Here is a 26,600-nt window from a genome sequence, read left to right as displayed (position 1 = left end):
GGTTTTGACGCACTCCAGTGGGAAAAGCTTGATATTTCCCAAGAAAGCATCGGTTTTTAAGCCGACTCTTTCTGTGCTGCCAGCGCAGCCAGGCCGCGAGCAAAGCTCGCAACAGGCGCCTGCATAACACCCAGAAGCTGTGACAGCAGGACTTCCCGGCTCGGGATATTGGCCAGCTCGGTAACAGCAGCCTTATCCAGCCGTTTTCCTGCAAAACTGCCGCTTTTGATGACAAGCCTGTCGTTGGTTTTTGCAAAGTCCTGCAGGACTTTTGCAGCCGCAACGGCATCTTTGGACATGGAATAAATCAGCGGTCCTGTCATATCGGAAGCGAGATCAGCAAAAACTGTCCCTTCCACTGCACGGCGGGCAAGCGTATTCTTCAATACCCGAAGATAAACACCCTGCTCACGTGCCTTTACGCGCAGTTGCGTCATGTGACCAACCTGGATACCACGATATTCGGCCAGTACAAGTGTTTCCGTTTCAGCTAACTGCGCGCTGACTTCCGCAACAACGGCCTTTTTGTCATTCAGATTGAGACCCACGGTCAACCTCCAAAAATAGTGCTCAAGCACCTGTCAAAAAACAGGCATCCCTCGCACCGGTTTAATACACGGTGTCCAAAGTTAGGAGTTTACTGCCGGCATATTCGCCTGAAAACTACAAAACATGTTTGGGTTCACCATCTGCGCTGGGGCGGAAATCCTTCTTCCGGTTTAACCGAAAACAATCTGTTTTCAGCCCAACGGTCTTTGACTGTCCGAATCGACCATACTGCGGCGATCCGGCCCAAAGTCATGCCCCGCCCGATCGACAGGCGGGGACTTTATTCTTGCATCAAACAGAAAGCGTCGTCTGGTCGATACGCACACCGGCACCCATGGTCGATGAAAGCGAAATCTTCCGGACATAGGCGCCCTTGCTGCTGGTTGGCTTCACCTTGATCAATGCGTCAATCAGCGCATTGATGTTTGACTTCAGGTCTGCATCAGAAAAGGACCTGCGCCCAACCGTTGCATGGATAATGCCGTTACGATCCGTTCTGTACTGGATCTGGCCAGCCTTGGCATTTTTCACGGCAACCGCCACATCAGGCGTTACTGTACCGACACGAGGATTCGGCATCAAGCCGCGCGGACCAAGAATCTGCCCCAGCGTCCCAACAATACGCATGGTGTCAGGCGTAGCGATAACAATATCAAAAGGCATGTCACCAGCCTTGATCCGCTCAGCCAGATCTTCCATACCGACAATGTCAGCACCGGCTTCTTTTGCCTGATCAGCCTTTTCACCGGTAGCAAAAACCGCAACGCGAACATCCCTGCCGGTACCGGCAGGCAGAACCACCGAGCCGCGAACCACCTGGTCGGATTTTCTCGGGTCAACGCCAAGCTGAACCGCAATATCAATGGATTCGTTGAACTTGGCCGTTGCAAATTCTTTCAGGAGCGCCAGGGCTTCATCAACCGGATACAGTTTGCTGCGATCCACTTTTTCCTTGAATGCGCGAACTTTTTTCGATACTTTAGCCATTACACGCCCTCCACTGTGATACCCATGGATCTTGCAGAACCTGCAATCGTCCGTACCGCCGCCTCAAGATCAGTTGCGGTCAGATCCGGCTCTTTGGTCTTGGCGATTTCCTCAATCTGGGCGCGGCTGATTGAACCCACCTTATCGGTATGCGGCCTTTGTGAACCTTTATCAATACCGGCAGCCTTCTTGATCAGGAATGTCGCCGGCGGGGTCTTCATCACAAAGGAAAAAGACTTGTCTGCATAAGCGGTAATCACAACCGGAATGGGCATTCCTGCTTCAAAATTCTGTGTCTGCGCATTGAAAGCTTTGCAGAATTCCATGATGTTCAGACCACGCTGACCCAAAGCAGGGCCAATCGGGGGAGAGGGATTGGCTTTACCAGCTGGCACTTGCAGCTTGATATAACCGGCAATTTTCTTAGCCATTTTATTTCCTAATTATTGTGAGTCATAGCGCCTGCCCAAAAGAGCAGGCTCCTCTTGCCGGATTTCGCAGCACAATCATGCCGCAGCGCACCGTGCTTACGCTGAAATCCTATACCTTTTCCACCTGCCCGAATTCGAGTTCGACAGGAGTGGAGCGCCCGAAAATAGTTACCAGAACCCTCAGGCGCGATTTCTCATAATTCACTTCTTCCACATTGCCATTGAAATCAGCAAACGGGCCTTCCTTGATACGAACCAGCTCACCCACTTCGTAAGAAGTCTTGGGCCGCGGCTTGTCGACACCTTCCTGCATCTGCTGGAGCAGCTTGTCAATCTCATGCTGTGGAATCGGGGTTGGTCGGTTGGATTTACCACCAATAAAGCCCGTGATTTTAGGCGTATTTTTTACCAGATGCCAGGTTTCATCGGTCATTTCCATTTCAACCAGGATATATCCCGGGAAAAAACGGCGTTCGGTAACCGATTTTTGGCCACCCTTCACCTCTACCACCTCTTCTGTCGGCACCAGTATTTCACCAAACAGGTCATTCATGCCCATGCGGTCGATACGCTCAAGCAAAGCACGGCGCACACTTTTTTCCATACCGGAATAAGCATGCACCACATACCAGCGTCTTTTATCAGAAGCATCCCTGGCACCTGTTATCGGGGCTTGTGTCCGATCTTCCTGGCTATTTTCACTCATTATCTGTTCCAGCCGAGAATGAAGTCATACAAAACCATTTCAAGCACCTTGTCTGTTCCAAACAGGAAGAGCGCCATGATGACCGCAAAACCAAAAACGATCGCAGTGACACGAATGGCATCCTTTCTTTCAGGCCAGACAACCTTTCTTGTCTCACGAACCGATTCACGCGCAAATACCAGAAAATTGCGGCCGGTTTCAGAAAACCACGCAAAAATCGCGCCAACCGCCAGACCGGCAATCAAAACACCGGCGCGCATCAGCATAGGCTTGTTTATAAAGAAATAATATCCCACTATGCCGGCAGCACACGCCAAAAGTGCGATGACAATTTTAATTTTATCGTTCATGACGCCTGCAATCTGCACAGGATGGTTTGATATACCAACTCAGCATTAATGTTCATACCGCTTCTGGCAGGGGAGGAGGGGCTCGAACCCCCAACTTTCGGTTTTGGAGACCGACGCTCTACCAATTGAACTACTCCCCTACACGGTATGAAACAGTTTTTAATATAACGACGCTTCCTCTGCGTTATGCAATAATTTTGGATACGACGCCGGCACCTACCGTTCTGCCACCTTCACGGATGGCGAAGCGCAAGCCTTCTTCCATCGCGATCGGGGAAATGAGCTTGACGGTAATGGAGACGTTGTCTCCCGGCATGACCATTTCCTTGTCTTTGGGCAGCTCGACTGATCCGGTCACGTCTGTGGTACGGAAGTAGAACTGCGGACGGTAGTTGTTGAAGAAAGGGGTGTGACGGCCGCCTTCGTCTTTGGACAGTACGTAGATTTCGCCTTCGAAGTGGCTGTGCGGCTTGATGGAGCCGGGACGGGCCAGTACCTGGCCACGCTCGACTTCTTCGCGCTTGGTGCCACGCAGCAGTACGCCTACGTTGTCGCCTGCCTGACCCTGGTCGAGGAGTTTTCTGAACATCTCTACGCCGGTGCAGGTGGTTTTGACGGTTTCTTTGATGCCTACGATTTCGATTTCTTCGCCTACTTTGATGATGCCGCGCTCAACACGACCGGTTACGACGGTGCCGCGACCGGAGATGGAGAAGACGTCTTCTACCGGCATGAGGAAGGCGCCATCAATGGCACGCTCCGGCTCAGGGATGTAGCTGTCTAAGGCATCGGCCAGGGACATGATGGATTGTTCGCCGAGTTCGCCGGTATCGCCTTCGAGGGCCAGTTTGGCGGAGCCTTTGATGATGGGGGTGTCGTCACCCGGGAATTCGTAGCGGGACAGGAGTTCACGGACTTCCATTTCGACGAGTTCCAAAAGCTCGCTGTCGTCCACCATGTCGCATTTGTTGAGGTAGACGATGATGTAGGGTACGCCAACCTGACGTGCAAGCAGGATGTGCTCACGGGTCTGGGGCATGGGGCCGTCGGCTGCTGAGCATACGAGGATGGCGCCGTCCATCTGGGCTGCGCCGGTGATCATGTTTTTGATGTAGTCGGCATGGCCCGGGCAGTCTACGTGGGCGTAGTGCCTGCTGGCGGTTTCGTATTCTACGTGCGAGGTGTTGATGGTGATGCCGCGGGCTTTTTCTTCCGGGGCTGCATCAATCTGGTCGTAGTCTTTTGCCTCGCCTCCAAATTTCTTGGAAAGGATGGTCGCAAGCGCCGCTGTCAGGGTCGTCTTACCATGGTCTACGTGCCCAATTGTCCCTACGTTTACGTGCGGCTTGGTCCGCTCAAATTTGCTCTTTGCCATTGTTGACTCCTAACGAATAAATTGGAAACCGGGCACAGCCCAACCTTCCCTGTAGCTGCTGCGTTATTCAAAAAAAATTCAAATGGTGCCCTTGACGTGGATTGAACACGTGGCCTCTCCCTTACCAAGGGAGTGCTCTACCACTGAGCTACAAGGGCACTGTCAGCCTTGCCAGTATCCGCACGGCCAAACTGGAGCGGGCGAAGGGAATCGAACCCTCATCTTAAGCTTGGAAGGCTTCGGCTCTACCATTGAGCTACACCCGCCTGATCTTCCACTACAGTCACAACCTGCTGTGCATTCTTGTGGTGGAGGGGGCTGGATTCGAACCAGCGTACTCGTAAGAGGGCAGATTTACAGTCTGCTGCCTTTAACCACTCGGCCACCCCTCCGCAAGGAACCCCAAATTATGCAGCAATATTTATCGCCATGTCAACGGGCAAAATACAATTCGTGCATTTATTTGCAAAATAAATCCGTTTCCCGGAAAAACACCGGACATCTTCCGGAAAGTTCAGCCTTTCATGGACCGGCTACCCTGCCCGTCTATATATATGAAAGCCGCAGAATGCCTGCCGTGACTCTGCTATTTAGATATAAGACGGGAAATATCAATTGCCCCTGCATAAGATGCGGTGGACGGGGTATCATAATAACAAAAATCTCATCTGGCGCTGACAGATGAGATGAAAAACAGGGCAGCACCATTCAAAAGACTGCCCCTCTCTTATATATATGAAGGAAAAACATGTCCAACCAAGAAAAACCCAAAGCGGGTTTTGTTACCCGGGCGCTGCAGGCACTGGCCGTTTTTTTGCTGATCGTCGCAATCTATTATTTCGGAAAAGCTTATTTCGGCTGATTTGCGATCCTGCCTGCACCATTATTAATCAGCCATTATCATGCACCCAGACCATCAGGGTATCCCTGGCCTTGATAGCCGATCCCGCGTTAGGGTGATTCACAATAAACACCACAGCATACCGTTCTCCGGAAGCCGCGAGCACATAGCCTGCAATGGCCCTGACATCCTGGATAGCCCCAGTTTTCAGATGCGCCTTGCCTGCCACGCTGGTTTGCCGCATGCTCCGCCATAAGGTGCCATCCATTCCTGCAATAGGCAGTGATGCCATGAATTCCGGCATGACCGGCGACTGATAGGCACTAGCCAGAATATGCCCCATTGTCTGCGGTGAAATACGCTCAACGCGTGAAAGGCCGGAACCGTTTTCAATAGTCAGGCCGTTAATTGAAATCCCTTTGGACGCAAGAAACGAACGAACCGCAAAAGCGCCTTTCTCCGGACTTGCGGGGCCATCGGACGATTTTGTACCCACAGTCATCAGCACATGACGCGCCATCACATTATTGCTGTATTTATTGACATCGCGTACCACTTCACTCAACGGGGGCGACTGCCACTCAGCCAGAAGCTGCGCATCATCCGGAACATCTCCTTCTTTGACCTGTCCGTTAAATGTACCGCCCAGCTCTTTCCACAGACTGACAAAAACCGATCGAAAAAAAGCAGAATCGCTCATGGAAGCCGGATAAACAAACCAGTTCTGATCGCCACAGGATAACGGATACTGCCCCTCAAACGTGGCTTCCTTTTCGGAAAACTGAAGGTTGATGCCCTTTTGCCAGCCATTACAGCCCCCCACATCCGTCAGGACAGGAGGAGTGATGGTCACCCCTTCCATTTCCGGGAAAGTCACCACGCTGACGGTGCCATCCAAGCCGTTCGGCTTGAATGTGACATCCAGCACCTTGTGATTTAACAGCAGTGCGTCAGGCCCTGCGTTATAAGGGCGGAAGGGGTCATTGTCAAATGCGGCCGGATCAAAATACCGGGTCTCAAATGCACTGCGATCCAATATCAGGTCTCCCTGGATTTCGCGAATACCCTTTGCCCGGATCTGGCGCAGAAAAACCCAGAAACTCTCCAGGTTGAATTTCGGGTCCCCACTTCCCCTGAAAATCAGATTGCCATTTAAGACATCCCCGTTTTGCGATCCTTTTGCGTAAACGGCTGTTTTCCAGCGATAGGCCGGTCCGAGAATTTCCAGCGCCGAATAGGTCGTGACCACCTTCATGGTGGAAGCCGGCAGATAAGGGGTCTTTTCGTTCAGTCCGATAGCCAGGATCTTGGGCTTGCCGGATCGGGAAAGTGGCTGGATATACACGCCAACCGCATCAAGCGGGATTCTGGCTTTTTTGAGTTCAAGAAGAAGCGGTTCTGGCAGCACTCCGGTTTCCTGCGCATAGCTGCTGGCAGGTAACACCAGCAATAAAGACAATACCAGAACAAGCAACATACACGTCTCCCAAAAAGCCGCCCCCCGTTTTTTTATTTTCATGCGTCAAGACCTTCTGTTGAATCCTGTTCCGGATCTGTCCCCCGATATCCTTTGGGATTCACATCCACCCTGGCATCAGGGCTGACAAAAGGAATCCGGTCAAACTGGTAAAGCAGGAATACCAGAAAAACGGTTGTTGGCATCATCAGCCAGGTATTGAACAGGCTGACCATGATCGGGAAAGAGAAGAAAAACGCCCTGACCCCGATACTGTACTGGAATCCGGCACGGTTCAAATAGGCAATGGCAACTGATCTGCGCCAGGGATCATCAGTACCGACACCGATTGAAATCATATAGCCGGCATGTGTATAAAACCGCACGGCCATGGTATTGAAAAAAAACGAGGCAAAAAAAACCAGCGCAAGCAAAATCAGCTTCATATCAAGCAGCCGCGTTGCCAACTCGGTCAAAGAAGCAAAGTTCCAGTGCCCTGTATTATCCCCCAGCCCGCTTAATGTCAGCATGCCGATCAAGGCCAGCATTGAGGTGGATGCCATGAAACTGGCGGCCATCAGTGAATTGCGCAATGTCTGGACGATCACCACTTCGGTGCCTGGGCGCGCCATGATCTTGCGCACCCAGGTCGCTCGCATCCGCGCATGGGTTCTCTGTGCAATCCGGTAGGGTGCCGCACTGCCCACAAAAACCAGGTAGATTTCATAAGCGATCATGATCAGCAGGCTGATTGCAATGCTGATCCACTCACTTGCCGGATTGTTGAAAAATTCCGCCCAGTCCATGATTTAGCTGAAAACCATCCTTGTATATGACTAACTTACCAGGAAAGTGTACCCAGGCCCGATCCTTTATCAAACCACTTTTTCGCAAAGATCGTATTTTAACTGCTTCAGCCATAAAAAGCCTGCTGTAACGGTTGGCAGAAAATACTTTACAAACGGAAACATTTTTATATAGTGTAGTCACGAGATTGTCTAAAATTTAATTTTATGGCATGCTTCGCTTGTCTTTACTCACAAGCGAGGAGCATATGCCAACACCCGCACATAGACGACACGACATTTCTGACGCTGTTTGGAAAAAGCTTGAGCCGCACTTGCCTGGGCGCGAAGGAAGTTGGGGCGGTATCGCCCACGACAACCGGCGTTTTATCGATGCCGTCTTTTGGATCATGCGCACCGGCGCACCCTGGCGAGATTTGCCGCCCGACTTTGGCGGCTGGAGCAACACCCATCGGCGCTTTATCCGCTGGCGCGATAATGGTGTGTGGGAACGACTGCTTGAAATATTGATTGATGAACCTGATTTTGAATGGCTGATGATTGACGCAAGCCATTGCAAAGTCCATCCGCATGCAGCAGGAGCCAGAGGAGGTAATCAGGACATGAGTCGTACAAAAGGGGGCTCAACACAAAACTGCATTTGGCCGTGGATGCGCATGGTATGCCGGTCAGGGCTCTTGTTACACAAGGTACAACAGCAGATTGCACTCAGGCAGTTGCCCTGATTGATGGCTTTGCTGCCGGGAAGCTATTGGCTGACAAAGGATATGACGCCGATGCGATTCTTGTCCAGGCCGAGAGACAGGGGATGATATCAGTCATTCCCCCAAGGAAAAACCGCAAAAAGCAGCGCGATTATGACAAGGAGCTTTATAAGGCCAGGCACTTGATAGAGAACGCGTTTCTTCATTTGAAGCGGTGGCGCGGCATTGCCACCAGATACGCGAAGAATGCGGCATCATTCCTTGCTGCCATTCATATCAGATGCATCTTTTTGTGGGCGTCAGTCTCGTGACGACACCATCTAAACAAAAATCGTTTTCATTTTCATTGCTTTTTTTATTAAGAATCATTACCATTTACATTAATCAATATTGACTGGTCGTATTGTGTCGGCACAAAGACCGGGACCAGACAGCCAAAAAGCAGGAAACTGAAACATGACCCTCAAACCTGATGCACAGTTACAGAAGATCTGTAATCTGGCCCAACTGAAAAAAGGTGACTCTGCCACCATCATGGGATTGGCTGATGCTGATATCGAGCGGCCGGAATATATTCGTGCCCGTCTGATGGAACTTGGTTTTTCCCAGGGCGAGAAAATCGCCATCATTGCAGAATCCTTTCCCGGCCGCGATCCAATGGCCGTGCGTATCGGTGGTTCCACTTTTGCTTTGAGGCGTCTTGAGGCATCCATGATTTATGTCAGCCAGGATACCCTCTCAAACACCTGAACCTGCCCACGATTCCACGACTGATAAATTGCGCACCATATCCATTGCGCTGGTTGGTAATCCTAACAGCGGGAAATCAGCGCTTTTCAATCGTCTGACAGGCGCCAGCCAGAAAGTGGCCAATTATGCCGGCGTGACGGTGGAGCGCAAGGAAGGTTATCTTGTCACGTCAGGCACGCCTTTCAAGGTGATTGATCTTCCCGGCACCTACAGCTTGAGTACACTGTCACCGGACGAAGCCATCACCCGTGAAGTGCTTGAAGGGTCCCGCCAGGATGACGCCAGCATTGATATGGTCGTGCTGGTAACAGACGCCAACAATCTGCGGCGCAATCTTCAACTGGTACTTGAAGTCAAATCGCTGGGTTATCCGGCCATTCTTGTGCTGAACATGATGGATATCGCCAGAAAGCGCGGCCTGGATATTGATATCAATCGCCTCTCCAGCGAACTTGACATGCCTGTCGTGGAAACCGTGGCCATCCGCTCAGAAGGGCTGTATGAACTCATCGCCCGGATAGAAGAGGAAGCCCGGTATCTGCCAGGGAAAAAGGCTCCTTCCGCATCCCGGGCTGAAGCCACATCCTCCCGTGAAAGAATCAGCCAGATATTAAACAATGTTATCCGGACACCTTCAGCTGCTGATACACTGGGAGACCGGATTGATGCTATTGTGCTTCATCCGGTACTCGGTTACCTCATTTTGGCAGTAATTCTGTTCGGCATGTTCCAGGCAGTTTACAGCTGGTCAGAACTCCCCATGGAATGGATTGAAAGCGGGGTGGAATATGCCGGCGAAATTTTCGGCAACCTTCTTCCGGATGGCATTTTAAAAAGCCTGCTGATAGACGGTATCCTGGCCGGTGTTGGCAGCGTCATCGTCTTTCTGCCCCAGATATTGATCCTTTTTCTGTTCATCCTGTTTCTCGAAGAATCAGGATACCTTCCCCGGGCGGCTTTTCTGCTTGACCGCATCATGCGCTCTGTCGGTCTTTCGGGACGCGCATTCATACCGCTTTTATCGTGTTTCGCCTGCGCCATCCCGGGCATCATGGCCACACGCACCATACAGGATCCACGCAACCGGCTGGCCACCATCATGATCGCGCCGCTCATGACCTGCTCTGCCCGGCTTCCGGTTTACCTTTTGGTCATTGGCGCTTTCATTCCCAATACCCGTATCGGTTTTTTCAACCTGCAGGGGCTGGTTCTATTCGGGCTGTATATGAGCGGCATACTCTCGGCCATGATTATTGCACTGATCATCAAGCTCTTTATCGGAAAAAACCAGTATCAGCCCCTTATGATGGAATTGCCGGCCTATCATTGGCCCAATCTGACCAATCTGCTTTTGGGTTTATGGGAACGGGCAAAGCTATTCATCACCCGTGCCGGCACCATCATTCTTGCGTTGATGGTTTTACTCTGGTTTCTTTCCAGCTTTCCCGGTGCGCCCGACCATGCCACAGAGCCTGCCATCCGGTACAGTTTTGCCGGCCAACTGGGGCATTTTCTGCAATATATCTTTGAGCCCATCGGCTTTAACTGGCAGCTTTCCATTGCGCTGATTCCGGGCATGGCCGCACGCGAGGCATCTGTTGCCGCACTGGGCACCGTCTATGCCCTGTCTGCAACCGGTGACGAACTTTCCGTTGCGCTCTCTTCCGTCATCGCCGCCACCTGGGGCTTGCCAACGGCGCTCTCTTTACTGGCCTGGTATGTTTTTGCCCCACAGTGCATTCCCATGATTATTGTCACTCGCCGGGAAACCAATTCATGGAAATATGCCGGCCTCATGACGTTTTACCTGTTTGCGCTTGCCTATCTGGCTTCCTTTGCCACCTATCGCATCACGCTGTTTTTGACAGGAGGATAACCATGCAGGTGTTTCTGGTTTCGCTCATTATTGCAGCCGCGGTCTGGATTGTCTGGAAGCATATGGCACCACGTACACTTCGCCTGTCCCTTAATCGCATCTTTATACAGATCGCCAGGCAAATGGGCTGGATAGATACTGCGGAAAAACTGGTTGAAAAAGGAAAGATGGTGGCAAACGAATCCGCCTGCGGCACCTGCAATGGCTGTCACTCCGAGCGGCAATCCGGGTGCGAAACGGCCATCCGGCCCGAAGATATCCGGAAGCGGCCATAGCGACACTCAGGCCGGGCCGTCCGGTTCAACTTCAGCATCAATACTGACAATGAATCTGGCGCTGCCCAATGGGCGGTAACCGCCCTGAAGCCACATGTTTTAATAAAGTACAAGGGCCTTTACCGCGTTTGAGGCCATTATTTCGTTCGGGTCACATGCCATTTTTTATGCGATTCGATAAAAAGAAATCGTTTTTTTTCGCCACATCTCTTGAAATCCGAAATATCCACCCATATACTTAGCACTCGTCGACCGGGAGTGCTAATAACCCTTCCGGGCGTTGCAATTGCAAAACGCCGAAATGCCCGGCCAAACCGGCTTTTCAGGGCATTTATTCCGGCACTGCAAAACCTGTTAACCATTTTTTAAGTATGAAGAGGAATTAGTGTTATGAAACTTCGTCCCTTACATGACCGTATTATCGTCAAACGCATGGACCTGGAAAAAACCACCGCATCCGGTATCGTGATTCCCGAAACCGCCGCAGAAAAACCGGACCAGGGCGAAGTGCTTGCTGTTGGAAACGGCAAGATCACGCCTGAAGGCAAAGTGCTGCCAATGGATGTCAAGGTTGGCGACCGCGTTCTTTTCGGCAGATATGCCGGCCAGACCGTCAAGGTGGACGGTGAAGAACTGCTGGTTATGCATGAGTCCGACATCATGGCGATTGTCGGCAAATAATCCCGGGAACACCTGTCAAAAAAAGAACACATACTATTTAAATCAACGGAGAAATTCACATGCCAGCAAAAGATGTTATTTTTGGCGATACCGCCCGTGCCAAGATGGTGGAAGGCGTCAATATCCTCGCCAATGCGGTAAAAGTCACCCTTGGCCCGAAAGGCCGCAATGTCGTTTTAGAGCGCAATTGGGGAGCCCCGGTCGTGACCAAGGACGGCGTTTCTGTTGCCAAGGAAATTGAACTGCAGGACAAAATCATGAACATGGGCGCACAGATGGTAAAAGAAGTCGCGTCCAAAACCAGTGACAACGCCGGTGACGGCACCACAACAGCAACCGTTCTGGCTCAGGCCATCGTCCGTGAAGGCATGAAATATGTTGCCGCCGGCATGAACCCGATGGATCTGAAACGTGGTATCGACAAGGCGGTTGAAGCCGTTGTTGCCGAACTGGCAAAAATCGCCAAGCCAACCACCACCAGCAAGGAAATCGCCCAGGTTGGCTCCATTTCCGCAAACAGTGATAATTCCATTGGTGAGCGCATCGCAGAAGCCATGGACAAGGTCGGCAAGGAAGGTGTGATTACCATTGAAGATGGCAAATCCCTCATCGACGAACTCGAAATCGTCGAAGGTATGCAGTTTGACCGTGGCTATCTTTCCCCTTACTTCATCAACAACCCGGAAAAACAGATCGCCGTTCTGGATAACCCGTACATCCTGATGACGGACAAGAAAGTCACCAATATCCGTGATCTGCTGCCGGTACTTGAGCAGGTTGCCAAAGCCAGCCGCCCGCTGCTGATTGTAGCAGAAGACGTTGAAGGTGAGGCACTGGCCACCCTGGTTGTCAACAATATCCGCGGCGTACTGAAAACCTGTTCGGTCAAGGCCCCTGGTTTCGGCGACCGCCGCAAAGCCATGCTGGAAGATATCGCCATCCTGACGGGTGGGCAGGTTATCACCGAAGAAACCGGCCTGAACCTGGAAGATGCCACGCTGGAAATGCTCGGCCAGGCCAAACGCATTGAAATCAACAAGGAAAACACCACCATCATTGATGGCAACGGTGATGGTGCCGCCATCCAGACACGCGTCAAGCAGGTTCGTGTGCTGATGGATGATGCGGCCTCTGACTATGATCGTGAAAAACTGCAGGAGCGCATTGCCAAGCTGGCAGGCGGTGTTGCAGTTATCCGCGTTGGTGCGGCAACCGAAGTTGAGATGAAAGAGAAAAAAGCACGTGTTGAAGATGCTCTGCACTCCACCCGTGCGGCGGTTGAAGAAGGCATTGTCCCAGGCGGTGGCGTTGCCCTGCTGCGTGCCCGTGAAGCGGTCAAGGTCAAGGGTGACAATGCAGACCAGGATGCCGGTATCCAGATCGTCATGCGAGCACTGGAAGAGCCATTGCGCATGATCGTGGCCAATGCCGGTGAAGAAGCCTCCGTTGTGGTCAACAAGGTCATGGAAGGCAAAGGCAACTTTGGCTACAACGCCGCTAACGATACGTACGGCGACCTGGTTGAAATGGGCGTTCTCGACCCGGCCAAGGTTACGCGTTCCGCGCTCCAGAATGCCGCTTCCATCGCTTCCCTGATGCTGACTACCGATTGCATGGTTGCTGACATTCCGGAAGACAAGACAGCCGTCAGCATGCCAGGTGGCATGGGCGGTATGGGTGGCATGGGCATGGATGGTATGATGTAAGCCATTCCCTGGCATTAACTGCTTCACTTTCAAAACCCGCAATGCGATCCATTGCGGGTTTTTTTCATGTTTTCTCCCGTTCCCTGACCGCTTTGTTTCGCCATTTTGTGCTGATCCCCTATAATGGGAAAAATCCTACTGAACTCTGTCCGCACATGTCTTCACCCTCATCAGAAGAACATCGAGAAGATACTTCACCCGAAACGCCGGACCACACCACCAATCGTATCGTTGACCGTACACGCGATGCCTGGTACCACATTCTCATCTGGTTTTTCGCTTCCGTCCTGATCGGCCTTACCGGGGTATGTGTGGCCATTGCCAGTGACTATGCCAATGAAGTCAATCTCTGGCTGCAGGAAAAACTGCACTGGTGGCTTTTACCCCTCATTCCGGCAGCCTTTGCACTTTTTGCCTGGCTGACGAATCGCTTTTTTCAGGGAACACAGGGCAGCGGCATTCCCCAGACCATTGCGGTGATTGATGATCCGGATGACCAGAAAAAAAGCAACCTGCTTTCCATTCGCAATCTGATCGGCAAAGTTGCCATGCTGCTGGGTGGCCTGGTCATGGGAGCTTCCATCGGGCGCGAGGGCCCGACGGTCCAGATCGGTGCGTCCATCAGCCACGCCTTTTATGGATATGGGCCATTCAAGACAGCAGCGCACCGGCGCGCACTGGTATTGGCAGGCGGTGCCGCCGGCATTGCCGCAGCCTTCAATACTCCCCTTGCCGGTATCATGTTCGCCATTGAGGAACTCAATAAAAAATATCCGTTCAACGCACACAGTTCCACGCTATTGACCGTGATTATTGCCGGCCTGATTTCACTGGCTGTCCAGGGCAATTACATCTATTTCGGGTCAACCAATGTTGTGCTGGACCTATCCCAGCATGTTTATGCCATTCCTGTCTGTGCCATCCTGGGAGGCGCGGCAGGCGGCCTTTTCAGCCTTCTCACACAGAAATTTTCCTTCTTTCTGCCCGGACGGTTGAGAGCCTTTATCCAGGCCCACCCCTACCTGTTTGCCGCCACATGCGGCCTTATCGTTGCCCTGCTCGGCTTTGCCACCAATGGCATGACATTCGGAACCAGCTATCAGCCGACACGAATGACACTTGAAGCCAACAACAGTCTTTTCACCTGGTACTACGGCATCTGCAAATTCTTTGCCACATTGCTTTCGACACTGAGCGGGATACCTGGCGGGCTTTTCGCGCCAACGCTGTCTGTCGGCGCCGGCCTTGGTGACAATATATCCGCCCTGCTGCCGGCCATTGCCCCCCACGGCGCCATTATCATCCTGGTTATGGCCGCTTATTTGTCCGGTGTCACACGCTCACCGCTGACTTCCTTTATCATTACCATGGAAATGACAGGAAGCAATCACATGCTGCTGTCACTGATGATAACGTCCCTTCTGGCCAGCGGTGTATCGCGCTTTATCAGCCCGGTACCTTTGTATCACGCGCTGGCGGAAAGATATGCCTACCCCGTTTCACCAGGAAAACGGCGTTCACAGGCACAACCTGACAATCCGGCCGAGAAGAACTGATCTGTTATGACACAACTAATTGATTTCCCCCCCGCATTTCTTGCAGAGATACAAGCCATCCGGCGTGATATCCATGCCCACCCGGAGGTCGCCTATGAAGAAACCCGGACCGCTGAACTGATTGCCGCCAAGCTGGAAGAAAACGGCATCACGGTTATACGCGGCATAGGGGGAACCGGCATTATCGGCAAGATTGAAAACGGCAAAAGCAACCGCTCGATTGGCCTGCGTGCTGATATTGACGCCCTGCCAATGCCGGAACTCAACGAATTTGAACACGCTTCACGCCACCCCGGGAAAATGCATGCCTGCGGCCACGACGGCCATACGGCCATGCTGCTGGGAGCCATCATTCATCTGGCAAAAACCCGCCATTTTGACGGCACCGTTTACGCCATTTTCCAACCGGCTGAAGAAAGTTATGGCGGTGCCCTTCGCATGATGAATGAAAAACTGTTTGAAACCTGTCCGGTCGATGCGGTTTTTGGCATGCACAACTGGCCTGACTATGCCGCAGGCGATTTCGCCGTCAAAACCGGTCCCATGATGGCTTCCAGTAATACATTCACCCTCACAATTCACGGGCGAGGCGGACATGGGGCACAACCCAACCACACCATTGATCCCATCATGACCGCCGTGCAGATTGCACAAAGCTGGCAAACCATCATCAGCCGCAATAAAGCGCCCGTAGATACCGCCGCGCTTTCCATCACCCAGATTCATGCCGGCAGTGCATTTAACGTCATACCGGATCAAGCCATGCTGGCGGGTACCGTCCGCACCTTTACAACCGAGGTACTTGATCTGATTGAGCGGCGAATGCGTGAAATTGCCGAACATACCGCCGCCGCATTCAACTGCCGGATTGAATTCGACTTCCAGCGAAACTACCCGCCGCTGGTCAATCATGCCGCAGAAACCGCATTTGCCATTGACGTGATGACCTCACTGGTCGGTAAAGATCATGTCATCACGAACGCCGTGCCTACCATGACAGCGGAAGATTTTTCCTTCATGCTCGAGGCCCGACCAGGCTGTTATGTATTCATTGGCAATGGTTCCGGCGAACATCGGGAAACCAATCATGGTGACGGCCCGTGCCGCCTGCACAATCCAAGCTTTGATTTCAATGACAACATCCTTCCGCTTGGAATGAGCTACTGGGTCAGGCTCGCAGAAAAATACCTGTCTTTCCCGGCGAATCCTGCCTGAAGACGAAAAAACGACAGTTTTTTGCAAAACCTGGACAAAACCCGTCATATATTCGGTATTTTTGATATAAAACGAATGCGTTCATGGTATAAATCTATCCAATAGGAAACAGTTGACGGCCTGCAACTGACCAGGCAAATTAACTCTTGTGAGCGAGGTGAAATGAAAATCAGGGACATCATGACAAGATCTGTCGTCACGGTTGAAATGGACGACAAGCTGTCTTTGGTAAAAGAGATTTTTGACAATTCAAAATTCCATCATCTGCTAGTAATCGATGGCGGCAAGCTCTTTGGTGTTGTCTCTGACCGCGACCTCCTGAAAGCCATCAGCCCCAACCTGGGTACCATGGTAGTGACCTACCGGGATCTGGCTACCCTGAACAAACGGGTTCACCAGATCATGACCCGCAAACCCATCACGCTCAAGCCGGACAATTCCATCAGCGACGCCGCTGCACTCTTTAATACCCACCGTATTTCCTGTATCCCCGTCGTTAATGACGAATTCCAGCCCGTAGGCATTGTCAGTTGGCGGGATCTGGTTAAAACCATGCTGCCAAAACCGGAACTCTGACCGGTATCAGTGCAGGAAAAATGAATACAGGCCGAGTGCTGTCCCAACTGCCGTCAGAATAATGATGCACCACGCCAGGCTGATGGCGTGGGCGTTGTTTAACTATCCGGCAAGGTTCCACCGGGATTTCAGATGGCTACGATGTGGGCGGGTCAGAATCTCCCATGATGTGCACAGGCCAATGCAATTGGCCAAAAAAGCGCCCACACCATAAAGACGGTTTCCTGTCATGCCGGCTCTTTCGACCTTTTGCAGTCCGGAATACAGTAGCCATAGAGTGCCAGCGTGTGATCCACCATTTCAAAACCATATTTTCTCGCAACCGCATGCTGGCGCTTTTCTATCTGGTCATCATGAAACTCCTCCACCCGGCCACAGTTTAAGCAAACGATATGATCATGATGGGTTCCCTCATTGAGTTCATACACTGCCTTGCCGGTTTCAAAGAAATTACGGGTTAACAACCCGGCCTGCTCAAACTGAGCCAACACCCGATAGACCGTAGCCAGGCCGATTTCCAGGTTGTCAGTAATGAGAAGACGATAGACATCTTCAGCACTCAGGTGTCGTACCGGATTCTGCTGAAAAATTTCCAGAATCTTCAGTCGGGGCTGGGTGGCCTTGAGTCCGCTTGCCTTGAGTTCAGCCGGATTATTGTTGTCTACAGGATTTTTACTCATCATGAAATTCACTTAAAAGCATAAAATTCTTCCTATTTTTCCCATCTGCTTTATCATATAGTGTTTGTTTGTCCAGCTCAATGAATTGCAACAAGGAATAAATCGCACAATGCACACAACATTGTCTTCAAAATGGCACTGGCCGACCCTCATTATGATGGTCATTTTACTTGCCGGCTGTGGTGTCACGACAAAAAAAACCTTCCTTGGAGAGCCTGTTCAAAAAACTGTCAATAATGCAGTGCCTGTTTCATCCGATGAATCCAGGCAGACTGCTTCAGATGAGCTTTCCCGTAATCCGGCGCTGAATTCAGCCGAAGCAACCGGTGTGCAGAAACTCCTGAACATCATCACGCCTTACCGTATCAATATCCAGCAGGGCAACTTCGTCTCACAGGAAATGCTGGCACGTATCCAGCCGGGCATGACAAAAGAGCAGGTTCGTTTTGCACTGGGGACACCGCTTCTGACAGACCTTTTTCACTCTGCCCGCTGGGACTATCTTTTCCGGCTGCAAAAACCCAATGGCCAGATAACCAATAACCGCGTCATCATTTATTTTGAGGACAATCGCGTCGCACGCATTGTCAATGACCCGCTGCCGGAAGAAACCCAGTATCTTGAAACCATTGCCGGACCGGCGCCGAAAAAGAAAGTGAAAGACAGCGAGAAGAAAGCCGCTGCTGATACAGACAAACCCCAAGAGTCCAGGCAAACAGACACGCCTGTATCAGATGAGACACCTTCTGTAACCGATACGTCCGAAGCCACAACGGAAGCCGTGGAACATTCATCCACCTCACCGGAAACGGATCGTCCGGTTCCTGCCGTGACCGATACGCAAGAAACGGCGCCATCAACAACAGAAACCGTCATCACCACCCCGGGCGAAACCTACCGTTCTGCCCCAGCGGTGACAAGCACGCCTGAAACCGCGCCATCCCGTATAGAACCCGTGGAAACGACACCGGTGGAAAGAGAAACTTACCGGCCCGCGCCAGCAGAAACCCGTTCCCATGAAAGAGAAGCGGTGTCAACGGAAACGACGGTACCGGCAGCAACAAAAGTCGAACCGGTACGCACGCACACGCCGGAACCGGTGAGACAGGAAACGCCGAGAAAAGCGGCAACAACCACGCAAGCTGTCTCGGATGAGCCGGAAGATGATTTCAGGGCAGCACCTAATTCAACCATGCAGCTTCATGAACTGATGCAGCCACAATAACAGAAAGACATGAATCCAATGAAAATTGCCATTGCAGGCGCCAGCGGCCGTATGGGGCGCATGCTGATTGAAACGGTTCTGGATGCCGAAGATACTCGCCTGGTTGGCGCACTTGATGTGGCAGGTTCTGCCAGTATCGGCAATGACGCCGGCCTTTTCCTTGGCAGGCAAACCGGTGTGCCGATTGAATCGGATCTTGCAAAAAGCCTGAAAGATGCCGAATACCTGATTGATTTTACCCGTCCGGAAGGCACACTGGATCACTTGGCATATTGTGAAAAACACGGCATTAAAATGGTTATCGGCACAACCGGGTTTGATGATGCCGGCAAAGCGAGAATTGCAGAAGCCGCCAAAAAGATTGCCATTCTGTTTGCGCCCAATATGAGTGTAGGGGTCAATGTCACCATGAAACTCCTGGAACTGGCCGCAAAGCATTTTTCCCAAGGGTATGATATTGAAATTATCGAGGCACACCACCGTCATAAAATTGATGCGCCTTCCGGCACTGCCCTCAAGATGGGTGAAGTTATTGCAGATGCGCTGGGCCGTGACTTAAAGGCGTGCGGCACCTTTACCCGGGAAGGCATCACCGGAGAACGCGATCCTTCCTCCATCGGTTTTGCCACTGTCAGGGGCGGGGATATCATTGGTGACCACACGGTGCTTTTTGCCGGTATTGGCGAGCGCGTCGAGATCACCCATAAATCGGCCAGCCGCGTTTCTTATGCGCTGGGAAGCCTGAGGGCAACCCGTTTTCTGGCTGACAAGGCAAACGGCCTTTATGACATGCAGGATGTGCTAGGCCTAAAAGACAAGTAACGATCCGGCCTGTCTTTTCACCCGAATGCGGCAGCCACTCACAAAGGCTGCCGTTTTAACTTGAAAAAGATTCAGGCCGGCTCGAGTATGACACAGGCGGTTTCAACTGCCAGGGCACATCATCGTGATGTGGTGTTTTAAACCAATTTTTCTCTTTTTATCCATGCAAGACAAATACAGTCCATCCGATATCGAAAAAGCCGCCCAGGCTCACTGGAAGGCAACGGACGCCTACAAGGCCATCGAAAACGATCCCCGCTACCCCAAAGGGAAATTCTATGCCTGTTCCATGCTGCCGTACCCTTCAGGGCGCCTTCACATGGGGCATGTGCGCAATTACACAATCAATGACGTCATGTACCGCTACCTGCGCATGAATGGCTATAACGTCCTGCAGCCCATGGGCTGGGATGCTTTCGGCATGCCGGCGGAAAATGCCGCCATGGAAAACGGGGTGCCGCCCGCGCAATGGACCTACGCCAATATCGCCTACATGAAAGAACAGCTGGAATCCATGGGCTTCGGTATCGACTGGTCACGCGAAATCACCGCCTGTGATCCGGATTACTACAAGTGGAACCAGTGGATATTTCTCAAGATGCTGGAAAAAGGCATTATCTACCAGCGAACCGGTACAGTGAACTGGGACCCCGCTGACCAGACTGTTCTCGCCAATGAGCAGGTAGTTGACGGACGTGGCTGGCGCTCCGGCGCACTGATTGAAAAACGCGAAATCCCGATGTACTACGCCCGCATTACCGACTATGCGGAAGAGCTGCTGGACTATGTCGAAAACAAGCTGCCTGGATGGCCTGAGCGCGTCAGGATTATGCAGGCCAACTGGATCGGCAAGTCCATTGGCGTGCGTTTTGCCTTTCCGCATGAAATCACTGACGAAAATGGCACGCTGATTGGTGACGGCAAACTGTGGGTATTTACCACACGGGCAGACACCATCAAAGGCGTCACCTTCTGCACGGTGGCGCCCGAACATGAACTGGCCACTTTTGCAGCAAAAAACAATGCCGAACTGGCTGAATTCATCGAGGAATGCAAACGCGGCAGCGTCATTGAGGCTGATCTCGCCACCATGGAAAAGAAAGGGATGCCCACCGGCCTTTTTGTCAAACACCCGCTTACCGGTCAACTGGTTGAAGTCTGGGTGGGCAATTATGTGCTGATGAGCTACGGTGACGGCGCTGTCATGGCGGTTCCGGCGCATGATGAACGCGACTTTGAATTCGCCCATAAATACAGCCTGCCCATCCGCCAGGTCATTGCGGTTGAAGGCAAGGTCTTTTCCGAGCTCACCTGGCATGACTGGTATGCCGACAAGGACAATGGCGTCTGCATCAATTCCGGGCGGTATGATGGACTGCATCATCAGGAAGCCGTGGATGCGATTGCAAACACCCTCGCTGAAATGGGGCTTGGTGAAAAAACCGTGACCTGGCGTCTGCGTGACTGGGGCATTTCACGTCAACGGTACTGGGGAACGCCCATCCCGATCATCCATTGCCCGGATTGTGGTGCCGTCCCTGTCCCTGAAAAAGATCTGCCGGTCATCCTGCCGGAAGGGCTGGTGCCTGATGGATCGGGCAACCCGTTAAACCGCGATGAATCCTTCCTGAAGGTATCCTGCCCGGTTTGCAGCAAGGATGCCCGCCGTGAAACCGACACCATGGATACCTTTGTCGATTCCTGCTGGTACTTCATGCGTTACTGCTGCCCGGACAACAAGACGGCCATGCTCGATGAAAGGGTCGACCACTGGATGCCCATGGACCAGTATATCGGCGGCATTGAACATGCGGTCATGCATTTGCTGTATGCCCGTTTCTGGACCAAGGTCATGCGTGACTTTGGCCTCGTCACATTTGATGAACCCTTTGTCAAGCTGCTGACACAGGGCATGGTGCTCAATGAAACCTACTACAGGGAAGAGGCATCCGGCCGCAGAATCTGGTTCAACCCGGAAGACGTGGAACTGCTTCTCGATGACAAAGGCCGTCCGCTTTCCGCAAAACTGAAAAGCGACAATGCCCCCGTGATGATCGGCGGCACCGAAAAAATGTCAAAATCCAAAAACAACGGTATTGATCCGCAGGCACAGATTGAACAGTATGGCGCAGACACGGCTCGTCTTTTCACCATGTTTGCCTCACCGCCCGAGCAGACACTGGAATGGTCCGGCACCGGTGTGGAAGGTGCCCAGCGCTTCCTGCGCCGCGTCTGGACTTATGCCTATGCCAATGCCCAGGCGATTGCTGGCGGCTCAGACGAGATACCGGCTGATTTGCCGGACACACACAAAAATATCCGTTTCCGGATTCACCAGGTCCTGCAGCAGGCCAATCATGATTATGCGCGCATACAATACAACACCGTTGTTTCCGCCAGCATGATCATGTTAAATACCCTTGAGGGTGCGAAACTGGATGATTCCGGCGCATCCCATGCCGTTGTCCGGGAATGTTTTTCCATTTTCCTGCGGGTACTGTACCCGATCGTGCCCCATATCACCTGCATCCTGTGGCAGGATCTGGGATACGTGAAAACCCGGGGAGAAATTCTCGATGCGCCATGGCCGCAGGTCGATACGGCAGCACTGGAACAGGATGAAATTGACATGGTCATCCAGGTCAACGGCAAGCTGCGCGGCAATATGCGTATTGCCAAGGATGCAGACAAGGCAACCATTGAGGCAACAGCACTGGCCAGCGAAAGCGTGGCAAAATTCATCACCGGCTCCCCGAAAAAGGTAATTGTCGTTCCTGGCAGATTGGTCAATATTGTTGTATAACCTTTTTATGGGAACAAACCGGAAAATGAAACGCCATTCACTTTCTTGCTCGGCACTGATTGCATTGATCGCCACGCTTATGCTTTCTGCCTGCGGCTTTGCCCTGCGCGGAACGGGCGGCGATTTCAGGCTGCCATTTGAAACACTGTATATTAATGTGCCGAATACTGAATATTTCGGCGCCACACTAAAACGCCAGATCGAAAGCACCGGCACCAAAGTCATCAAGGACCGGAAACTGGCTGATGCCTCGCTGGAAATCCTGGAGCGAAGCAGAGATAGGGAAACCCTCTCCCTGAGTACGGCAGGCCGTGTGCGTGAGTATGCGCTTTTCTATACTTTCCGCTTTCAGGTAAAGGACAAGGAAAACCATATCCTGCTCGATCCGGTGGAAATCCGCCTGAGGCGTACCCTGACCTACAGCGAATCACAGGCTTATGCCAAGGATAAAGAAGAAGAAATGCTGTACGAAGATATGGAAAATGACGTGATGCTCCAGCTTATCCGGCGCCTGGCCAACATTGAGGTTCCCGACCTCACAGACGATACCGAGCCTGACCTGTAACATGACCTTATTTTGATCAGGAAATATGCAATTACGCCCGGAAGCACTTGACGCCCACCTTGAAAAAACACTGGCCCCCCTTTATGTGATCGCCAGTGACGAGCACCTGTTGCTGCTGGAAGCCGCAGATAAAATCCGGGAAACCGCCAGAAAGCAGGGATGTACGGAACGGGAGATCCTTACGGTTGAGCGCGGTTTCAAATGGGGTGAACTTCAGGCGGCAAACAGTGCCATGTCGCTTTTTGGTGACAAAAAGCTGATTGAACTGCGCATTCCGACGGGCCGTCCGGGAAAAGAAGGCAGCCAGTCACTGCAGCAGTATGCGGCCGAACTGCACCCGGATAATGTCACCCTGATTACCCTGCCAAAACTGGACTGGTCCACCCGGAAATCCGCCTGGGTAAGCGCCTTGCAAAAAGCCGCTGTGCACATCGACATCCCCATAGTGGAGCGCGCCCAGCTGGGCGGCTGGATTGCTTCCCGCCTGAAATCACAAAACCAGCATGCCGATACAGCAAGCATTGATTTTCTGGTCAACCGGGTGGAGGGCAACCTGCTGGCCGCGCACCAGGAAATACGCAAGCTCGGGCTGTTGTACCCGGAAGGCAAACTGGATTTTGAGCAGATCAAGGAAGCCGTTCTCAATGTGGCACGTTATGACGTGTTCAAGCTCAATGAAGCCATGCTGACCGGCAACACCTCCCGCTTTGTCCGCATGATGGAAGGCCTCAAGGGAGAAGGCGAACCGCTTCCGCTGGTGCTGTGGACCATAACAGAAGAAATCCGCACCCTGTTAAGGCTCCAGACCGGTATTGCCCAGGGGCAGGCTGCCGGCAGCCTGATGAAAAGCCTGAGAATATGGGGCCCTCGCGAAAAACTGATTACCGCCGCCTTGCGCCGTCTGAATACCGACACGCTCTTACAGGCACTGCAACAGGCCGCCCAGGTAGACAAGATCGTCAAGGGACTGCGGGTAGACACCCTGTTGGATGATGCCTGGGATGTCCTGCTCCAGCTTGGCCTTGCTGTTACGCGAAGTGGCGCAAAATCCGCCTAAAACGCGTACAATTCCCCTTTAATTGCTTTATCAGGCAAACAAGCCAACCCGGAATATGAATATCAAGGAATACATGAGCCGTATTGGCCAGGAAGCACGCAAGGCATCCCGTGTCATGGCAAAAGCCAATACCGCTGTCAAAAACCAGGCCCTTGCCGCCATAGCGGCTGCTATCCGCCGTGACGCGGAAAACCTGCTGCAAGCCAACGAAAAGGACCTTGCCGCCGCCCGTGCAAACGGGCTGGAAGCCGCCCTGCTGGACCGGTTGACGTTAACACCATCTGGCATTGCCACCATGGCAGAAGGGCTTGAGCAGATTGCGGCACTGCCTGATCCGGTGGGTGAAGTCACCAATCTCAAATACCGGCCAAGCGGTATCCAGGTCGGCCAGATGCGTGTGCCGCTTGGCGTCATCGGCATCATTTACGAGGCGCGTCCCAACGTGACTGTGGATGCGGCGGGGCTGTGCATCAAGAGCGGCAATGCCACCATCCTGCGCGGCGGCTCCGAAGCCATCCACTGCAACCAGGCTTTAGCCGCATTGGTACAGGAAGGACTTGCCAGTGCCGGATTGCCTGAAACCGCGGTACAGGTTGTAAAAACAACGGACCGTGCAGCCGTGGGTGAACTCATCACCATGCCCGACTACGTGGATGTCATTGTCCCGCGCGGCGGAAAAGGCCTGATTGAACGCCTGATGCGCGATTCCCGTGTCCCCATGATCAAGCATCTGGACGGCATCTGCCATGTTTACATTGATGACAGCGCCGACAGGGAAAAAGCACTCGCCGTTTCATTCAATGCAAAATGCCAGCGATACGGCACCTGCAATACCATGGAAACACTCCTTGTTTCACGCCATGTCGCCCCGGAAATCCTGCCGGCGCTGGCAACGCTGTACGAAGCGGAAAAAGTGGAATTGCGCTGCGATGAAACCGCCATGAAAATTCTGGCCGGCTATCCCTGGCTGAACGCCGCAACAGAAGAAGACTGGCAGACGGAATACCTGGCGCCTGTTCTTGCCATCCGGGTTGTCGACGGACTGGATCAGGCAATAGACCATATCAATACCTGGTCTTCACAGCATACGGATGCCATCATCACGGAGAACTACAGCCATGCCCAGCGCTTTTTGCGGGAAGTGGATTCCGCATCTGTCATGGTCAATGCCTCCACCCGTTTTGCGGATGGTTTTGAATACGGCCTGGGTGCCGAAATCGGTATATCCAATGACAAGCTGCACGCCCGCGGCCCGGTCGGTCTTGATGGGCTCACCTCACAGAAATATGTCGTTTTAGGCCACGGCGAAATCAGAAAGTAAATCTTACCTACCGGGATTTCAGGGTGAAATCCCGGTTTCACGGAAAAAAGGTCCTCCATGTCTTATTCTTATTTTTGCACCTGCCCTCGTGGGCTTGAAGCGCCTCTGGCAGAAGAGCTTGCTGAAATCGCTGAAAAAAGCACGTCTCTTAACATTCATGCCCAGGCCCAGGGCGGCGTTCATTGCTCAGGCACGCTGGAAGATGGCTGGCTCATCAACCTGCATTCCCGGATTGCCTCACGCGTTTTGCTTCGCATCGCGCAAGGGGCCTATCGCAATGAGGATGACATCTACAATCTGGCACTCGCCCAGCAATGGGAAAACTGGTTTGACGTTGACTGCACGATCCGGATTGACGTAACGGCTGTCAAATCCCCGCTGAAAAGCATCAGTTTTACCACGCTCAAAATAAAGGATGCGGTCGTTGACCATTTCCGCAACCGTTTCGGGAAACGCCCGTCCATTGACACCAAAACGCCGGATGTCCATATTGTGGCATTTCTCAATCCCAGTCATGTCACGCTGTATCTCGATACCTCAGGGGAATCGCTTTTCAAACGCGGCTGGCGGACAAAGAAAGGCGACGCGCCGCTGCGGGAAAATCTGGCTGCAGGGCTTTTACGTGCTGCCGGCTGGAAACCGGGCATGGTGCTCTTTGACCCGATGTGTGGTTCCGGTACCATCCTGGCAGAAGCCGCACAGATACTTGCCGGCATCCCTCCCGGGATAAACCGGCGCTTTGCCTTTGAAAAGTTCACCGGTTTTGATGCCAAAAAATGGGAAACCATGAAACAGGCGGTAAAGCCACGCCCACTACCGGCAGAACCGACCCTATTCGGCAGTGATATTTCCGGTGACATGATTGCCATGGCCCGGCACAATATGGCAACAGCCAACGTGCCTGTTGATATCCCCTTAAAACAGATTGAGGCCCAGGAAGTCCAGCCGCCAAGCGATACCCCCGGCATTATCCTGACCAATCCTCCCTACGGAGAACGTATCGGCGTACGGGGAGACCGGACAAAAGAAGCTGATGACATGGCAACCCTTTTTTACAGTGCACTGGGATCAACTCTCAAACAGCGCTTTCCCGGCTGGAAGGTATTTCTTTTTACCGCCGATCTGGATGTGCCGAAAATGCTGCGCCTGAAAGAATCGAGAAAAACCCCGTTTTTCAATGGCGCCATTGAGTGCCGCCTGTTCCGTTTTGACATGATTTCCGGTTCAAACCGCCGCAAATCTTCTCAGCCGGACAGCCCGCAGGAAACCGCCTCACCGGAATAATGA

The 26,600-nt window shown here is 52.4% G+C and carries 25 protein-coding genes and 4 tRNA genes; 16 read left to right on the top strand and 13 right to left on the bottom strand.

All coding sequences use genetic code 11. The features are described 5' to 3' along the window. Nucleotides 1–56: 56 nt before the first annotated feature. The 12 genes from rplJ to NB640_RS07745 form a co-directional block, all read right to left on the bottom strand. Nucleotides 57–548, bottom strand: a complete 492-nt coding sequence (gene rplJ, locus NB640_RS07800) for a 50S ribosomal protein L10 (RefSeq protein WP_269308173.1) — start codon at nt 546–548, stop codon at nt 57–59. Nucleotides 549–840: 292 nt separating this feature from the next. Further along, complete coding sequence (rplA, locus tag NB640_RS07795) at nt 841–1,536, bottom strand: 50S ribosomal protein L1 (RefSeq protein ID WP_269308172.1); 696 nt, start codon at nt 1,534–1,536, stop codon at nt 841–843. Further along, nucleotides 1,536–1,967: a 50S ribosomal protein L11 gene (rplK, locus tag NB640_RS07790; RefSeq protein WP_269308171.1), complete on the bottom strand. Its 432-nt coding sequence runs from the start codon at nt 1,965–1,967 to the stop codon at nt 1,536–1,538. Before rplK ends, rplA begins: the two co-directional genes overlap by 1 nt. 109 nt (nt 1,968–2,076) lie before the next feature. Next, nucleotides 2,077–2,673 (bottom strand): transcription termination/antitermination protein NusG, encoded by a 597-nt coding sequence (gene nusG / locus NB640_RS07785; RefSeq protein WP_408637918.1) that lies wholly within the window; start codon nt 2,671–2,673, stop codon nt 2,077–2,079. Next, on the bottom strand, nt 2,673–3,056 hold the full coding sequence (secE, locus tag NB640_RS07780; protein WP_269310425.1) for a preprotein translocase subunit SecE: 384 nt from the start codon (nt 3,054–3,056) through the stop codon (nt 2,673–2,675). Before secE ends, nusG begins: the two co-directional genes overlap by 1 nt. A 31-nt stretch (nt 3,057–3,087) precedes the next feature. Continuing rightward, nucleotides 3,088–3,163: transfer RNA gene (locus NB640_RS07775), tRNA-Trp, on the bottom strand. A gap of 44 nt (nt 3,164–3,207) precedes the next feature. After that, nucleotides 3,208–4,398: an elongation factor Tu gene (gene tuf, locus NB640_RS07770; protein ID WP_269308170.1), complete on the bottom strand. Its 1,191-nt coding sequence runs from the start codon at nt 4,396–4,398 to the stop codon at nt 3,208–3,210. An 83-nt stretch (nt 4,399–4,481) separates the two neighbouring features. Continuing rightward, nucleotides 4,482–4,556: transfer RNA gene (locus tag NB640_RS07765), tRNA-Thr, on the bottom strand. 34 nt (nt 4,557–4,590) lie between these two features. Beyond that, nucleotides 4,591–4,664, bottom strand: a tRNA-Gly gene (locus NB640_RS07760). A gap of 40 nt (nt 4,665–4,704) precedes the next feature. After that, nucleotides 4,705–4,790, bottom strand: a tRNA-Tyr gene (locus tag NB640_RS07755). A 498-nt stretch (nt 4,791–5,288) separates the two neighbouring features. Next, nucleotides 5,289–6,716: a D-alanyl-D-alanine carboxypeptidase/D-alanyl-D-alanine endopeptidase gene (gene dacB, locus NB640_RS07750; RefSeq protein ID WP_269308169.1), complete on the bottom strand. Its 1,428-nt coding sequence runs from the start codon at nt 6,714–6,716 to the stop codon at nt 5,289–5,291. Nucleotides 6,717–6,754: 38 nt separating this feature from the next. Then, nucleotides 6,755–7,501 (bottom strand): DUF599 domain-containing protein, encoded by a 747-nt coding sequence (locus NB640_RS07745; RefSeq protein WP_269308168.1) that lies wholly within the window; start codon nt 7,499–7,501, stop codon nt 6,755–6,757. Nucleotides 7,502–7,749: 248 nt separating this feature from the next. On the opposite strand from NB640_RS07745, the gene NB640_RS07740 reads away from it, so the two are divergent. The 9 genes from NB640_RS07740 to NB640_RS07700 all read left to right on the top strand — a co-directional run bounded on the left by NB640_RS07740 (nt 7,750) and on the right by NB640_RS07700 (nt 16,840). Beyond that, a protein-coding gene (locus NB640_RS07740) for an IS5 family transposase (RefSeq protein ID WP_269308167.1) occupies nt 7,750–8,516 on the top strand; the annotation gives its coding sequence in 2 pieces (ribosomal slippage) (nt 7,750–8,125 and nt 8,125–8,516; 768 coding nt in all). Between the two features lie 145 nt (nt 8,517–8,661). After that, entirely contained in the window at nt 8,662–8,955 is a 294-nt protein-coding gene (locus tag NB640_RS07735; protein WP_269308166.1) for a FeoA family protein, read from the top strand. Beyond that, the gene (gene feoB / locus NB640_RS07730; protein ID WP_408637917.1) at nt 8,924–10,831 is read left to right on the top strand and encodes a ferrous iron transporter B; all 1,908 of its coding nucleotides are present in this window, start codon (nt 8,924–8,926) and stop codon (nt 10,829–10,831) included. Before NB640_RS07735 ends, feoB begins: the two co-directional genes overlap by 32 nt. A 2-nt stretch (nt 10,832–10,833) precedes the next feature. Further along, nucleotides 10,834–11,106, top strand: a complete 273-nt coding sequence (locus tag NB640_RS07725) for a DUF6587 family protein (protein WP_269308165.1) — start codon at nt 10,834–10,836, stop codon at nt 11,104–11,106. A gap of 390 nt (nt 11,107–11,496) precedes the next feature. Then, entirely contained in the window at nt 11,497–11,787 is a 291-nt protein-coding gene (gene groES, locus NB640_RS07720; protein ID WP_269308164.1) for a co-chaperone GroES, read from the top strand. Between the two features lie 59 nt (nt 11,788–11,846). Next, nucleotides 11,847–13,493 carry a chaperonin GroEL gene (groL, locus tag NB640_RS07715; RefSeq protein ID WP_269308163.1) on the top strand — a complete coding sequence of 549 codons (1,647 nt, stop codon included), beginning with the start codon at nt 11,847–11,849 and terminating at the stop codon, nt 13,491–13,493. Nucleotides 13,494–13,648: 155 nt separating this feature from the next. Beyond that, the gene (locus NB640_RS07710) at nt 13,649–15,049 is read left to right on the top strand and encodes a chloride channel protein (protein ID WP_269308162.1); all 1,401 of its coding nucleotides are present in this window, start codon (nt 13,649–13,651) and stop codon (nt 15,047–15,049) included. A 6-nt stretch (nt 15,050–15,055) separates the two neighbouring features. After that, a complete protein-coding gene (locus tag NB640_RS07705; RefSeq protein WP_269308161.1) occupies nt 15,056–16,264 on the top strand; it encodes a M20 aminoacylase family protein in 1,209 nt (402 codons plus the stop codon). A gap of 180 nt (nt 16,265–16,444) precedes the next feature. Next, entirely contained in the window at nt 16,445–16,840 is a 396-nt protein-coding gene (locus NB640_RS07700) for a CBS domain-containing protein (protein WP_332880208.1), read from the top strand. Nucleotides 16,841–17,067: 227 nt separating this feature from the next. Here NB640_RS07700 and fur read toward each other — a convergent pair whose 3' ends face one another. Further along, nucleotides 17,068–17,520 carry a ferric iron uptake transcriptional regulator gene (gene fur / locus NB640_RS07695; protein WP_269310423.1) on the bottom strand — a complete coding sequence of 151 codons (453 nt, stop codon included), beginning with the start codon at nt 17,518–17,520 and terminating at the stop codon, nt 17,068–17,070. Between the two features lie 109 nt (nt 17,521–17,629). Between fur and bamE the strand changes: the two genes are divergently transcribed. The 7 genes from bamE to NB640_RS07660 all read left to right on the top strand — a co-directional run bounded on the left by bamE (nt 17,630) and on the right by NB640_RS07660 (nt 26,597). Beyond that, on the top strand, nt 17,630–18,745 hold the full coding sequence (gene bamE / locus NB640_RS07690) for an outer membrane protein assembly factor BamE (protein ID WP_269308159.1): 1,116 nt from the start codon (nt 17,630–17,632) through the stop codon (nt 18,743–18,745). A gap of 9 nt (nt 18,746–18,754) precedes the next feature. Beyond that, nucleotides 18,755–19,567, top strand: a complete 813-nt coding sequence (dapB, locus tag NB640_RS07685) for a 4-hydroxy-tetrahydrodipicolinate reductase (protein WP_269308158.1) — start codon at nt 18,755–18,757, stop codon at nt 19,565–19,567. A gap of 163 nt (nt 19,568–19,730) precedes the next feature. Next, nucleotides 19,731–22,370, top strand: a complete 2,640-nt coding sequence (gene leuS, locus NB640_RS07680) for a leucine--tRNA ligase (RefSeq protein ID WP_269308157.1) — start codon at nt 19,731–19,733, stop codon at nt 22,368–22,370. A 25-nt stretch (nt 22,371–22,395) separates the two neighbouring features. After that, nucleotides 22,396–22,935: an LPS-assembly lipoprotein LptE gene (locus tag NB640_RS07675; protein WP_269308156.1), complete on the top strand. Its 540-nt coding sequence runs from the start codon at nt 22,396–22,398 to the stop codon at nt 22,933–22,935. A gap of 25 nt (nt 22,936–22,960) precedes the next feature. Then, nucleotides 22,961–23,992 carry a DNA polymerase III subunit delta gene (gene holA, locus NB640_RS07670; protein ID WP_269308155.1) on the top strand — a complete coding sequence of 344 codons (1,032 nt, stop codon included), beginning with the start codon at nt 22,961–22,963 and terminating at the stop codon, nt 23,990–23,992. 55 nt (nt 23,993–24,047) lie between these two features. Then, a complete protein-coding gene (locus NB640_RS07665) occupies nt 24,048–25,313 on the top strand; it encodes a glutamate-5-semialdehyde dehydrogenase (protein ID WP_269308154.1) in 1,266 nt (421 codons plus the stop codon). A gap of 57 nt (nt 25,314–25,370) precedes the next feature. After that, nucleotides 25,371–26,597: a THUMP domain-containing class I SAM-dependent RNA methyltransferase gene (locus NB640_RS07660; RefSeq protein ID WP_269308153.1), complete on the top strand. Its 1,227-nt coding sequence runs from the start codon at nt 25,371–25,373 to the stop codon at nt 26,595–26,597. Nucleotides 26,598–26,600 lie beyond the last annotated feature (3 nt).

This window comes from Oxalobacter vibrioformis (assembly GCF_027118995.1).
GTDB lineage: Bacteria > Pseudomonadota > Gammaproteobacteria > Burkholderiales > Burkholderiaceae_D > Oxalobacter > Oxalobacter vibrioformis.
Note: the sequence above shows the minus strand (reverse complement) of the source record. Positions and strands in the feature narration are given on the sequence as shown.